Consider the following 14,448-nt stretch of genomic DNA (forward strand, 5'->3'; position numbering starts at 1 on the left):
CACGTGTGTCGCACAGGCTTGCAGGTGTGCCAGCCATTGAACGATTTCAATGGTTTCAATGAGATTGCGAAGCGGCGACGCCAGAGCGTCGAACAGGTTAATTTTGTAAGAAGTTAGGGACCTTCGATGCAATGTTCGAAGGTCCGGCCGGACCGCGATCTCATCCGCGTCCGGAGGTGCATGGCTGGAACGATGGTCGCCGCCGGTGGGGATGTCGCGGCAGGAGCAGGCGCTCATGAGGGGGCTGACAGGCGTGAGAGCGCTGTTCGGCTCTCTCGGGCTGCGCCATTGTGTTTGCCGTTCTAGGTCGTAAAAAATCGTGACGGGTCGATTGCGGGAGAGGGTCGATGGACGTCGGAATCGAGCGCATTAACGCTTATCTCGGGCAGGCATGTATCGACGTGCGGATGATATTCGAGCACCGAGGCCTCGAATTGAAACGTTTCGGAAACCTGTTGATGGACAAGAAGTCCGTATGTCTGCCGTGCGAGGATTCGGTAACGAATGGTGTGAACGCGGCAAAGCCGCTCATTGATTCGCTCGATCGGTCTTCTGTTGAGAAGATCGAGCTATTGATCACATCCACCGAATCCGGGCTCGATTTCGGCAAATCGCTCAGCAACTACCTCCACGACTACTTGGGGCTCAGCCGCCGCTGCCGAATGTTCGAAGTGAAGCAGGCCTGCTACGGCGGTACGGCGGCCCTACAGATGGCTGCCAATTTTGTGAGGTCCAACGCGGCGCCAGGCGCGAAGGCGCTCGTCGTGGCGACGGACATCACGAGCGCGACAGCGAAGCACACATACGCGGAGCCGTCCCAGGGGACGGGCGCCGTGGCCATGATCGTCGGCGACGAGCCGCACGTCCTGGAGCTGGATTTCGGCGCGAACGGCTATCACGGTTACGAGGTCATGGACACCTGCCGGCCGGACGTGCACGTCGAGGCCGGCGATCCGGATCTGTCTCTTCTCTCCTATCTCGACTGTCTGGAACAGAGCTTTCGAAGCTACGTGGAGCGGGTCGAAGGTGCGGATTTTCAGTCTGCATTTGACTACCTCGTGTTCCACACGCCGTTCGGTGGAATGGTGAAGGGTGCTCACCGCAACATGCTTCGCAACATGAAGGTCCCGCCGGAGAGCATCGAGCGTGACTTCAAACAGCGCGTGACGCCGTCGCTCAAGTATTGCGCGGAGGTCGGTAACATCTACTCCGCATCCATCTTCCTCGCCCTGATCGGGCTGATCGATTCCGTGCCGCTCGATTCCGCCAAGCGCGTCGGGCTCTTTTCGTACGGTTCGGGCTGCTCTTCGGAGTTCTATAGCGGAATCATCTCTCGACGCGGACAGGAGCTGGTGCGGGCCCTCGGCCCGGCAGAGGCCCTTCGAAAGCGCTATCGGCTCAACATGGCCGAGTATGAGAACCTGCTGACGCTGAACTCGGAGTGGACGTTCGGCGTGCGCGATCGGCGGGTCGACGTCTCCGGATACCGAGACATCTACGACCGACAGTTCACGAACAGCGGCTTGCTCGTGCTGGAGAGCGTCGGGTCGAACTATCATCGAAAATACAACTGGGCTCACTAGCTGGCCCGTTTGGTGGACTCGCGCGTTCCAGGGCGGAATAGACGCGTTCGCGTTCGGTGAGCGGGTAAAGAACCATGACTGATGGTCGTCGGGTCATTTCGAGAATGGACGTCGCCGCTTCGGCCTGTCCCGGTGACTGGTACGTGCCATGAACGTTGACCTCCTCGGGCAAGCCGACTCGGCCGATGGCGATCGCGGCCGTGTCGCCGTCGGACAGAGCTGGATCGTCGCGCTCTCGGCTCGAAATGAGCAAGAGCTTCGGCGCCTCGCCGGATCGATGCGCGAGTGGCTGTCGCGTGGGCGCAACGGGATCTCAATGGGAGATTTGAGTCGAGCGTTGAACGTGGGACGCACCCATTTCGGCGTGCGATTCTGCGGGCTCTTCGACTCGCTCGACGACCTCTCGGCCGCGCTCGAGCGGCGGGCGGCCGGGGAGGCGCCGCGACGTGCCGATGTCGAGGGTCCGCGGCTGTCGCTCGAGACCGCGACGAGCGCTTTGGAAGAGAGCGGCACGGGGCCGGAGGCGCGCAGGGCGGCGCTGGAAGCCGTCTGCGACTGGTACCGGCAGGGAGCCGATATTGATTGGCGACGTGTGTGCGGCGACCCGTCGGAGGGGGCCCCATTCGACCTGCCGGCCTACCCATTCACGGATGTCGACTTCTGGTTTCAGGCCGAAAGGCCCCATTCGGCCCTATCGGGCGCGCGGCCCTGGACGCTGGATTCATTCTGGGATGCGGACCTATCCAGGTTGGGTCGTCAAGGCTTCGCGAAGCTCTTGGGTGACGATGATGCGAGCGTCCTTCAGCATCGCGTCGAGGGGGCGCCCCTGGTCCATGCTGCGTTCTATTTCGAGCTCGCTTTTGCCGGCCTGAAGGCGTTGCGATGCCGGTTTGACGGCTTGCGATGGCGTTCTTGCGTTTGGGCGAACCACCTCGTGCTCGGCCGGCGCGTGCCCGTGTGCCTATGGCTGCGGGACGACGGCGACACGGCCTCGTTCGAGATAGGGCTCGGGAGCGAGACGACGGAAGAGATCGTCATGCAGGGGCAATGGGAAACAGATAGCCGCGGCCCGGTTCCACCGTTTCCGGACACGTTCCCCTCCGGAGCGGCGCGCGAGCGCGCCACGGCGGCGGCGGTCTACGACACGCTGGCGGATCGGGGGGTGGAGTATGCGCTGAACGCGCGGCTCATCGAATCGATCAACCTGTGGGCGGCGGACGAGGCGTGGGTCGAGCTCTCGTCCCTGGCACCCGAGAGCGACCGGCAAGAGCCGGTGAGGCGAGCGTTCTTCGCGGCGCTCCAGGCGGCGGAGTTCTTGATCGCCCGATCCTCGGAGGCTCCGGCCGTGGTGGAGAGAATCGAATCTATCGCCATCGCGGACGCCACGCGCGAGCCGCGGTTCGCGCGTGTCCGATCGACGGCGAGCGAGCATGGGGCGCCGACCTACGATATTGTCGTTTTCGACGTGAATCGCGAAGTCGTTGTCGTCATCGAGCAGGTGCTCTTTCAGCTGGTGGGCGGGGCGCGCGGCGCCGGGGGCCGACTCGATCAGGTCACGCGCGGTCCGATGCTGGCGCGCCCGCGCCTCGTGGCGTGCCCTCCCGACGTGAGAGCCCCTTCGACCATCGGCGAGAGCGTGTTGATCTTCGACACCGACGATCGCCTCGCTCGACGAGTTCGGGAGAGCGAGCGCGACGCGGGCGTCGCCCTCGTCTTACCCGGAGCGGAGTTCCGCCGGTGTGACGCGCTGACGTACACGATCGACGTCACCCGAGGCGAGCACTACACCGCGCTGCTCGAAGCGCTGCGCGGCGAGAGCTTCGTACCTGGACACATCGTCCATCGTTGGGCCAAAGGTGACTTCGGCTACCGGCCCAATCAGATCGACTCGCAGCTCGACCACGGCGTGCGCTCGCTCTACTGGATGGCCCGTGCTCTCGTCGCCGCGCGGTGGGATCGCCCGTTGCAATTCCTGGTTTGGTACGGCGGGCGTCCGGAGCTCGTGCAGCCCCTCGGCGCGTCGGCGACCGGCTTGCTGCGAGCGTTCGCCTTGGAGCAAGCACGCACCACCGTGCGCGCGGTGGAAGACGCCTGGTCGGAAGACGATCCGGTCAAAGCCGAGGTCATGCTCCGAGCGGAGCTCGCCGTCTGGTCGGGCGACATCGAGGTTCGCTACGATAGCGGCGGACGTTGGGCGAAGACGTGGGAGCTCGTGTCGCCCTTGCCGGCGCCGGCCCCGCATCCGGTGCGCGCGCACGGTACGTACGTGCTCACGGGCGGCCTCGGTGGCCTCGGGCTGTTGTTCGCGGAGCGCTTCGCGCGGCTCGCGCCGGTGAACCTCGTGCTCGCTGGACGATCGGCGCCCACGCCGCGGCAGGAAGACGTCATGGCGCGCTGCCGCGCCTTGGGGAGCCGAGTCACGTTCGTGCGATGCGACGTCACCCGTCAGGATGAGGCGGACGAGCTCGTGGCGCGGGTGCGCGCGGAGTACGGGCCGATCCACGGCGTTGTTCATGCGGCAGGCGTGCTGCGTGATGGTCTCGTGGCGACCAAAGGGCTCGATGCCCTGAACGAGGTCATCGCTCCGAAGATCGCGGGGACCGTTCACCTCGACATTGCCACGCGTCGCGAGCCGCTCGACTTCTTCGTGATGTTCTCGTCGCTCGTCGGCGCCGTGGGCAACGTGGGTCAAGCGGACTTCGCGGCGGCCAACGCGTTCCAGCTGGCGTTCGCCGAGTTGCGAGAGGCGCAGCGGGTGACCTCCGAGCGTGCGGGGGTGACTCGCGCGATCGCTTGGGGCCATTGGCACGAAGGCGGTATGCGAGTGACCGATGACGTGGACTCGGCGCTCGCTGCGCGCGGGATGGTTTCACTGTCGAACGAGGTGGGCTTCGCGCTGTTCGACGAGGCGCTCCGCGCGGAGGCTCCGGCCCTGATCGCCGCGCAGGGTGACTCGTCGAAGCTGCTGTCGCTGCTCACGAAAGCTGGCCGAGGCTGACCCATGCAGGAGACGCGAGATCAAACGTTCGTGCGCGTTCAGGCGGTGCTCTGTCGGATCGCCGATGCGCTCCTCAAGCGGGGGCAGGGCGCCGCTGATCCAGAGCGCACGTTGCCCGAGCACGGCTTCGACTCGATCATGCTCAAGGCCTACGCGCGCGCGATCAGCGACGAGCTGCAAATCGATCTTGCTCCGAGCACGTTCTTCACGCACGACAGCATCGCGCGCTTGACCGCGCATATCCTCTCGGAGCACCAGGTCGTGGCGGACGCGCCGGATCGAGCTTCCGGCAAGACGCGCCGATTCGAAGGATTTCGAGGGCGAAGGCTCGAGCCGCTCGATCTCGTCCGGCAAAGCGCCCCCGACGCGAGCCGCCCGGCTGACGTCGCCGTCGTCGGGATGAGCGGGATGTTTCCCGACGCGCCGGACCTCCAGGCCTTCTGGCGGAACCTCGTCGAGGCGAGAGATTCCGTGACCGAAGCGCCGACCGACCGCTTGGACTTCTCCACCTTCGACGCGCAGGACGGAGACCTGGCGAAGGCCGTGCCACATTGGGGGGCTTTCGTTCGCGACGTCGATCGCTTCGACGCTGCCTTTTTCGGGATCTCGCGGCGGGAAGCCGAGGTCATGGACCCGCAACATCGCCTGTTCCTCGAGAACGCTTGGCACGCCATCGAGGACGGGGGCTATTCGCCGCGCGCGTTCGCGGGGCGCCGGGTCGGCGTCTTCGCCGGCGCGCAATTCCACGGCTATGAGGATCTCGTCTTCGGTGCGCGGATCTACGACGGGTACACTGGAACGGGTAATTCCCAGTCGATTCTGACGAACCGCGTCTCGTATCTCCTCGATCTGCGCGGCCCAAGCGAGACCGTCGACACGGCCTGCTCGAGCTCGCTCGTGGCGATCCATCGGGCCGTGCAGGCGATTCAGAACGGCGAGTGCGAAGCCGCGCTGGCAGGCGGCGTCAGCCTCAACCTCAGCCCCAAGGCGCAGGTCGTGACGGCGCAGCTCGGGGTCCTTTCTACGACGGGGCGCTGCCGGACATTCGACGCGCGCGCAGACGGTTACGTGAAGGGCGAGGGCGTCGCGGTGTTGCTCCTCAAGCCGCTCGACCGAGCGCTGGCCGACGGAGATCACGTGTACGGCGTCATCAAGGGGAGCGCCGTCAATCACGGCGGCAAGGTGAGCTCGCTCACCGCCCCGGAAGCGGGGGCGCAGAGCCGGGTCATCATCGACGCGCTCGAGCGCGCGCGTATCCGGCCGGAGACGCTGGGCTACATCGAGGCGCACGGTACCGGCACCGAGCTCGGCGACCCCATCGAAATCGACGGCATCAAGGGTGTGTTCCGGCACTTCGGGGTCCCCTGGGAGTGCGCGTCGGAGGGCGAGCGCTGCCGCATCGGATCGCTGAAGACGAACATCGGGCACCTGGAAGCGGCGGCCGGCGTCGCAGGCGTCGTCAAGGTCCTGCTAGCTCTCTGGCGTCGGGAGCTGCCGCCGTTGCTGCATCTCGAGACCGTCAATCCGTATCTGAAGCTCAACGGGACTCGGCTCTCGATCGTCACCCGACTCACGCCGTGGGAGCGCAGGGCGAGGGAGAACCGACATCCCATACCTCGGCGCGCCGGGGTCAGCTCATTCGGGTTCGGCGGGACCAACGCGCACATTGTGCTCGAGGAGGCGCCGGAGCGATCGCCTCGAAAGGTGGAATCCTCTACCGCCGAGGTCATCGCGCTCTCCGCGAAGACCGAGCGGGCGCTGTTGGCACGGATACGTGCGCTGCGATCGTGGCTCGACGACGTGGGTGACACCTACGCGCTTGCCGACGTCGCCTTCACGATCAACATGAGCGGGAGTAATTTCTCCAAGCGCTGCGCGTTTGTCGTCGGGTCGCTCGCGGAGCTGAAGGCGGCGTTGACCGCGGTCGATCGCGGCGAACGACCCCAGGGATTTCTCGACGCGGAGCGCGCCGCGGACGCCGTTCACGACGCGGCGGTCGAAGCGGCGGCAAGCCCGACGTCGGATTCGAGCCGGCTCGGTCGCGCGCTCGAGGGGATCGCGGCGGCGTTCGTCCGTGGCCGCGTAATCGACTGGGCCAGGCTCTTCTTGGGCCAGGAACGCCGCCGGATACCGATGCCGGGCTACCCCTTCGAGGGAGAGCGGTTCTGGATTCCGAAACCCGAGCAGGACATCAGCCTGGGGTTCTTCGGCCCGGCCTTTGTGCACTCCGAGCTGTCCGTCGATAGCATCCAACCAGCCGGCGCCCTTCTCGTCGTCGGCGGGCAGGAATACGCGCGAGAGCTTCGCGCCCGATGGCCGGGGCTCGACGTTGCCGTTCTCGCCGGCGATGAGAGCAATTACGCGACCGCGATAGATAGGTTGCGCACGGAGAATCGATTTCCGCAGCGGGTGATCTGGTGTGCCCCGGACGTCGACCAGGAATCGGCTGACTGCGCTCGCCACTACCGGATGGCGCTCGGCTCGTTATGGAGGCTCTCGCAGGCCTTGATTCGAGCGGCGCCGCACCGGACGATCGATGTGCTCGCCGTTCACGTGGGGCCGTCGTCAGCCCCGCTGGCCGCGGCGGCTGCCGCGTGGGCGAAATCGGCGCTCGCGGAGCATGCCTCGTTCTATTGCCGCGTCCTAGAGCTTTCTCCTGATCTGGACGCGTCCGCCCGCGCGTCGCTCTTGGCTCGCGAGGTCCTCTCCGGCGACACTGCGTTCGAGGTTCGCTATGATGCGATGCGGAGGCGCTCGGTCAAGAGCTACATTCCGCTCGAGGCCGCGCCGTCGCCCGTTCCCTTGCGGCGGGGCGGCGTCTACATCGTCTCCGGCGCCTTCGGCGCGCTCGGCCGCCGATTCGCCGAATGGTTGGCGACCGAGTGGCAAGCGAAGCTCGTGCTTCTCGGTCGTCGGCTGCCGACGAAAGCGCCGCCGTCGGGCTCGCGAGAAGGCGACGTTCTGGCGCTCGAATGCGACGTGACGCGCCTCGACCAGGTCGAGGCCGCCGTGCGGCGCGGGGTCGCCGCGTTCGGGACAGTGCACGGGGTGTTGCACGTCGCCGGCGTGGGCGGCTCGAAGCCGGTGCTCGATCTCGACGCCATCGAGCTCGAGCGATTGCTGGCCGTCAAGGCGGAGGGAGTCATCCACCTCGATCGCGCGACGAGACATCTTCCGCTCGACCTCTTCGTCGGGTTCTCGTCGTTGGCGGCCGCTGCCGGGACGGCCGGTTATTCGGCGTACGCGGCGGCGAACGGCTTCCTCGATGGCTTCATGCGGGCGCGCGCATTGGCGCGACGGCCCGGGCTCAGCCTCTCGATCGCCTGGCCGTTCTGGGCGGACGGAGCGATGGGGCCCGCGGAGGAAGCCAAGAAGGCGTGGATCGCGTGGATGCGAAAGACGCAAGGTTTGGTGCCGCTGTCGGCCGCGTCCGGCCTGCGCGCCTTCGAGCTCTCCCTGGGGTTGGGCGAGGCTCACATCGTCGTGACGGAAGGGGAGTTGAGCAAGGTAAGGCCCATGTTGGCGGCGGCGGCGCGGGCCGAGCGACAGGGTGAGCCGGACGAGCCGGCAGCGTCGTTGTCTGTGGACACGCCGGTGCCGTCGGGGCCGACGCAATCGAGGCCGTCAGCGCAGGGATCCGCATCGATCGAGCGCGCGCTCGTGGAGCTCGCGGCGCGCATTCTCAAGGAACCCGAATCGTCCATCGACCCGCGCGCGCCGCTCACCGAGTTCGGATTCGACTCGTTGTCGCTCAAGGAGCTCGCGTCGCGCCTCTCGCGAGCCTATTCGCTGCCGATCACGCCCAATCTCTTCTTCCAATATGGAACGTTGCACGCCCTCGCCGACTACCTGATCACGAAGTGGCCCAATCTTCTGAAACCCGCCGGTGAGCCAGAGAGTTCTCCCGTGGAGAAACTCACGACGGCGACGGAACCGGCGATGCAGGGCGCCCGCTCGGGACGAGAAGAAGTGAAACGAACAGAGCCGGGACGAAGCGATCTGGGACGAGAAGAGGGGTGGCAAGAAGGCTCGCTGCGAGGGGGTGATCCGCCGCTCGGCACCGCGCCGGCGGGCTCGGAGCCGATCGCCGTGATCGGGATGGCCGGCGTATTTCCCCAGTCGAAGGACGTCGACGAGCTGTGGGCGCACCTCGCGGCGGGGGACGACCTCGTGACGGAGGTGCCGCGGGAGCGCTGGGACTCCCGCGCCTTCTTCGGCGACTCCACGCGCGACCCACAGAAGACGAACTCGAAATGGGGAGGGTTCGTCGCGGACGTCGACTGCTTCGATGCGGCGTTCTTCCGCATATCGCCGCGCGAGGCGGAGCTCATGGATCCGCAGCACCGGCTCTTCCTGCAAGTCGTGTGGAGCGCGATCGAGAACGCCTGCCACGATCCGCTGGCGCTCGCGGGCCGGAGCGTCGGCGTATTCGGTGGAACGCAAGTCAGCGAGTACCAGGAGGTGCTGGAGGCGCACCGCGAGCGCGACGCGTTCCGCGTAACGGGGAACATTGACGCGCTCCTGGTGAACCGGATCTCGTACTTGCTCGATCTCAGGGGCCCCAGTGAGGTCGTGAGCACGGCCTGCTCGAGCGCGCTCGTCGCCGTGCATCGCGCCCTGTGCGCGCTGCGCCGGAACGAATGCGAGATGGCGATCGTCGGCGCCGTGAGCCTGATGCTCTCGCCGCTCGGGTTCGTCTACCCCAGTCAGATGCGCATTCTGTCTCCGGACGGGCGCTGCAAGACCTTCGACGCGCGAGCCAACGGCTACGTCAAGGGCGAAGGGGCCGGCGCCCTCGTCCTCAAGCCGCTCTCGAAGGCGCTTCGCGACGGCGATCCGATCCACGCCGTCCTACGTGGCAGCGCGGTCAACCACGGCGGCAGAGCCACGTCCCTGACCGCGCCGAACTCGGCGTCGCAGCGCGACGTGATCCTCCGCGCGCTCGCCGACGCAGGGCTCGGCGCCGGAAGCGTAAGCTACGTCGAGACCCACGGTACGGGGACGGAGCTGGGCGATCCGGTCGAGATCGACGGCTTGAAGCAAGCGTTCGCTGAAGGCGGCGCCACCGCGTCGGCGTCGTGCGGGCTCGGGTCCGTGAAGAGCAACATCGGTCATCTCGAGCCCGCAGCCGGCATCGCCGGGCTCGTAAAGGTCATCTTGGCGCTGCGGCACCAGATGATCCCTCGGACCCTGCACGTCGAGACCGTCAATCCGTACATCAACCTTGAGGGCTCTCCTTTTTTCATCGCCGATCGCCCGCGGCCGTGGACGAGTGGACTCGACGCTTCAGGCCGACGGGTTCCGCGCTGCGCGGGAGTGAGCTCGTTCGGATTCGGCGGGGCCAACGCGCACGTCATCGTGGAGGAGGCCCCTCCGCCGGCGCCTTCGGGCCCGCCTCCTGAGAGGCCGTATTCGATGCTCGTGCTCTCCGCGAAGAGCGAATGGTCGCTCAAAGAGCGGCTGCGCGACCTCCGGCGATGGATCGGACAGCACCGCTCGGAGGTGACGCTTGGAGAGCTGAGCTTCAACCTCGCCATGACGCGCAGCCACTTCACGCACACCTGCGCGCTGGTCGTGAAATCTTACGATGAGCTCGACGAGGCGCTCGCGCACCGGCTGGAGGGGCGCCCGTGCGCCGCTGTCGTGAGCGGGACCGCCGCGAGCGGCAGAGACGGCTCGGAGCCGTTGCTGGACGAGCTCTCGGAGTATCTCGCGACGACGGTGGCGCGCGGCGATCTGACGCCCGAGCGATATCGCAGCCTGTTGCTCGCCCTCAGCGAGCTCTATTGCCGGGGCAAGCGGGTGGACTTCGGCGCGATCTTCGGGACCGCGCGAATTCGACATGTGCCGTTGCCTTCCTATCCGTTCGAGAAGCGGCGACACTGGCTCGAGGCGAGCGGCGCGCGGGGCGCGGCGATCGCGTGCGGGACCGACCTCGGCTACTACGAGCCGAGGTTCGTGGACGCTCCTTTGCCCGCGGCCGGCGCGCACGCGCTGCCGCCCGGCGCCGTTCTTCTCTTCGATGTCGATGATGCGCTCGCCCCCCGCGTGAGCCGCCACCTCGGCGGTCGCCCCGTCGTTCTCGTCGAGCAGGGGCGGGAATACCGCCGCGTCGATGCGCTGCGGTACGAGCTTGATCCGGGTGATCCCGAAGGCTACGAGCGGCTTTTGTCGTCGATCGAGGGAGACCACGGAGGCTGCGCGGCCGTGGCGCACCTGTGGGCGCAACACCGATTCTCGCCGGAAGAGCGAGCAGTCGATGCGCAGCTCGACGAGAGCTTCTATTCAGTGCTCTTCCTCGCTCGCGGCCTCGTAGCGCGAAGGCGTCAGGTCCGCTTTCTGTTCGGCTATCGGGAGGCCGAGGGACCGCAGCCTGTGTACGCGGCGATGGTCGGGTTCGTCAAGTCGGTCGCGCTCGAGCATCCCGCGCTCGACATGTGGGTCGTTGCCTTTGGCGGCGCGGCGGCGCCTCCGAACGCGGTGGCCGCAACGTTGGTAAGAGAGCTGGAGAACGGCTCGACCCGCGGCGTGCGCGTGCGGTACTCGAGTGAGCGCCGCGCGATCGAGCGGTTCGAGCGGGTGAGCGCCGAGCGCACCTCGGCTGGCGTTCGAGAGGGCGGCGTCTATGTGATCACGGGCGGCTGCGGAGGGCTTGGGCTCATCGTTGCCGAGCACCTCGCGCGGGCGTACCGCGCCAAGCTGGTGCTCGTCGGACGTGCACCGCTGGACGGAGGCAAGGAGCGCCACATCGAGCGGCTCGCCGCGCTCGGGGCGGAAGTCGTCTACGTCCCCGCGGACGTCACGATCGCAGAACAGGCGCTCGGCGTCGTGGAGCTCGCCGAGCGGCGGTTCGGCGCCCTTCACGGCATCGTCCACGCCGCGGGCGTGGGCGCGGCCGCGCCGATCAAACGGAAGGCCGTCGAGGAGGCGCGCATGGTGCTCGCGCCGAAGGTGCAGGGGACGCTGAACCTGCTGCACGCAGTCGGCTCGCGCCGGATCGATTTTATCGCGCTGTTCTCGTCGATCTCCTCTGTCATCGGAAATCCGGAGAACGTGGACTACGCATTTGCAAACGCGTTCCTCGACGCATTTGCCGCTGCCCGCGCTGGCGCTCCGGGGCCGCGTATCGCCGCGATCAGCTGGCCGCTTTGGGAGGATGGGGGCATGAAGCCGGGCCCGGCGCAGATGGCGGCGCTCGCGCGCTGGATGCGCGAGGCGCAGGGGCTCGTCCCCCTCCCAAGCGCGCGCGGCATCGAGGCGTTCGAGCGCTGCCTTGGTCTCGGCCGGCCCCACCTGATGGTGATCGACGGCGACGGAGCGCTGTTCGAACAGACGCTGTCACGCGCGTGCGAACGCGAGCTCGACGCGGGCGCGGCGGCGGACACGACCGTGAAGCAGTCCGCGGTGTCCACCGTCGAGGCCGCGGATGCGGAGAGTGCCGGGCGCACCCCTGGTCCGTCGGCCGTCGCGATCGAGGAGGAGCTCCGCGCGCTCGTGGGCGCTCAACTGAAGCTCCCGGAGGCGGACATCGACTCCGCCGAGACGTTCTCGAATCTGGGGCTTGATTCAATCTCGCTCAAGACGTTCGTCGAGAAGGCGAATTCGCGGCTCGGAGTAAAGCTGATGCCCAGCGTCGTCTTCTCGTACGAGACGCTCCGGGCGCTGGCGCACCACGTGGAGGCCGCACATTCCCCGACGATCCATTCCTCGTCGGGCGCCCCTCCGACCACCCCGGTGCAGGGGACCAACGGCCGCGTCGCCGCCGCCGCGCCCCCGGCTGCAGTCGATCCCGGTCCGCCCTCGGCCACCGGCGCCGCGGGCGCCGGTACAGGAGCCATGCCCGCCTCGGCCGCCGCTGCGCCGCCGCCGCGTGGCTCGTTCCGCGGCGCGCCCGCGGCTCAACCCGAAGGAATTGCCATTATCGGAATGAGCGGCGCGATGCCGCAGTCACGCGATCTCGATGCGTTCTGGCAACACCTCGTGGCGCGGCGCGATCTCGTAACCGAGGTCCCTGCCGCGCGCTGGGACTGGCGGCAGTACTTCGGCGAGGGCGTCGCGCAGTCGGTCTCGAAATGGGGGGCGTTCCACGGAGATGTCGATAAATTCGACGCGGATTTCTTCGGGATCAACCGGCGTGAAGCGGCGTTGATGGATCCGCAGCAACGCGTCTTCCTCGAGGTCGCGTATCACGCGTTCGAAGACGCCGGATACTCGACCAGCTCGCTTGCCGGGCGATCGGTCGGCGTCTTCGGGGGGATGAACTTCGGCGAGTATCAGAGCCTCCTCGCCGCGCATGGCGAGTCGCACGCGTATATGGCGACCGGCAATTACAGCAGCATGCTCGCCAATCGCATCTCATTCCTGCTCGACCTGGTCGGGCCGAGCGAGACGATTGATACGGCGTGTTCATCTGGGCTCGTAGCCTTGCATCGAGCCGTGCAGGCGCTCGAGACCGGCGAGTGCGAGATCGCGCTCGCCGGCGCGGCGAGCGTCATCGTCAGTCCGCGGTCGTACGTCGTGTCCAGCCGGTTGGGGATCCTGTCGCCCACTGGACGTTGCCGGACGTTTGATGCCGCCGCCGACGGTTACGTGAAGGGGGAAGGGTCCGGCGCGGTCGTGCTCAAGCCGCTCGCTCGAGCGCTGGCCGACGGCGATTCTATCTACGGCGTCATCAAGGGGATCGCCACCAATCACGGCGGTCGCGCCAACTCGATGACCGCGCCCCGCGCCCCGGCCCAGGCGGCGGTCATCCGGCGCGCGCTCGAAAAGGCGAAGGTTGATCCGCGGACGATCACGTACCTCGAAACGCACGGCACGGGGACGAGCCTCGGAGATCCGGTCGAGATCGACGCGCTCAAGCTGGTATTCCCGCCGGAGGGCGCGCTCTCCACGAGAGGTTACTGCGCGCTCGGAGCCGTGAAGACGAACGTCGGGCACCTCGAAGCCGCCGCTGGAATGGCCGGGCTCCTCAAGGCCCTCTTGGCTTTCCGCCATCACAAGCTCCCCGGGAACGTGCACTTCAAGACCCTGAACCCGTATATCCAGCTCGACGACAGCGCCTTCTTCGTGCACGCGGACACCATCGAGTGGACGCGGATAAACGACGACATCCCGCGGCGCGCTGGCGTGAGCTCGTTCGGCTTCGGAGGCGTGAACGCGCATGTTGTCCTGGAGGAGTCACCCGACGTACCGCGCCGGACGGCCGGCCGACCGGCCTATGTTTTCTGTGTATCGGCCAGGAAGCCCTCGCAGCTCTCACGCCGCATCACCGATCTGCTCGAGTGGCTCGGCTCCCAGGCGGACGTCGATCTCGGGGCGCTGAGCTTTACGCTGAACGCCGGGCGGGCTCACCACGCGCATCGTTGTGCGATCGTCGCGTCGACGCGCCACGAGCTCGAGGAGCGCCTGATCGCGGAGCGCGACCGGGTTCGGAGCGCTCCCGACTTGCCCGCGCCCGCTCGCGGGAAGGCGGACGCCGCGGCGCTGAACGCCCGAGATGGATCGCGCGACCCGAGAACGGCGCTCGCGTCGGCGAGCCGGGGCGACCGGCCTGCGCTCGCGTCGATCGCCGATGCCTACGTGGCCGGCGCGGAGCTCGACTGGCAGCTCCTGTACGAGGGCGAGGCTGTGCGCCGCATCTCGATTCCCGGTTACCCCTTCGAGCGGATTCGTTATTGGTTCGACGAGCTGTCTGCGTCGCCGCCGGCGGTGTTGCCGGCCGTGCCTGCGCAGCAATCCAGACGCCCGCTCAAAGCGCTCACGGTCCCCCGCGGAGCGCCGTCTGACAAAGCGCCAGCGTCCGCGCTCAATGGTGATTCTCACCACAAGATTCGTTTGAAGACCATTCGGAGTGAAACTCCGTGACCT

Annotated in this window: 3 protein-coding genes; all 3 read left to right on the plus strand. The window is 67.2% G+C overall.

Annotated features, from left to right (window positions below; translation table 11 throughout):
- The first annotated feature begins 347 nt into the window (after positions 1 to 347).
- The 3 genes from POL72_RS26690 to POL72_RS26700 all read left to right on the plus strand — a co-directional run bounded on the left by POL72_RS26690 (position 348) and on the right by POL72_RS26700 (position 14,445).
- Entirely contained in the window at positions 348 to 1,583 is a 1,236-nt protein-coding gene (locus POL72_RS26690; RefSeq protein WP_272098397.1) for a hydroxymethylglutaryl-CoA synthase family protein, read from the plus strand.
- Between the two features lie 148 nt (positions 1,584 to 1,731).
- Positions 1,732 to 4,581, plus strand: a complete 2,850-nt coding sequence (locus POL72_RS26695) for an SDR family NAD(P)-dependent oxidoreductase (RefSeq protein WP_373372244.1) — start codon at positions 1,732 to 1,734, stop codon at positions 4,579 to 4,581.
- Between the two features lie 3 nt (positions 4,582 to 4,584).
- Positions 4,585 to 14,445: an SDR family NAD(P)-dependent oxidoreductase gene (locus POL72_RS26700; protein ID WP_272098400.1), complete on the plus strand. Its 9,861-nt coding sequence runs from the start codon at positions 4,585 to 4,587 to the stop codon at positions 14,443 to 14,445.
- Positions 14,446 to 14,448: the final 3 nt, after the last annotated feature.

Origin of the sequence: Sorangium aterium (assembly GCF_028368935.1) — a bacterium.
Lineage (GTDB): Bacteria > Myxococcota_A > Polyangia > Polyangiales > Polyangiaceae > Sorangium > Sorangium atrum.

Bases quoted from the DNA above. Each gene is read 5' to 3' on its own strand.
- POL72_RS26700 (WP_272098400.1), top strand. From the start codon at position 4,585: ATGCAGGAGACGCGAGATCAAACGTTCGTGCGCGTTCAGGCGGTGCTC.
- POL72_RS26695 (WP_373372244.1), top strand. From the start codon at position 1,732: ATGAACGTTGACCTCCTCGGGCAAGCCGACTCGGCCGATGGCGATCGC.
- POL72_RS26690 (WP_272098397.1), top strand. From the start codon at position 348: ATGGACGTCGGAATCGAGCGCATTAACGCTTATCTCGGGCAGGCATGT.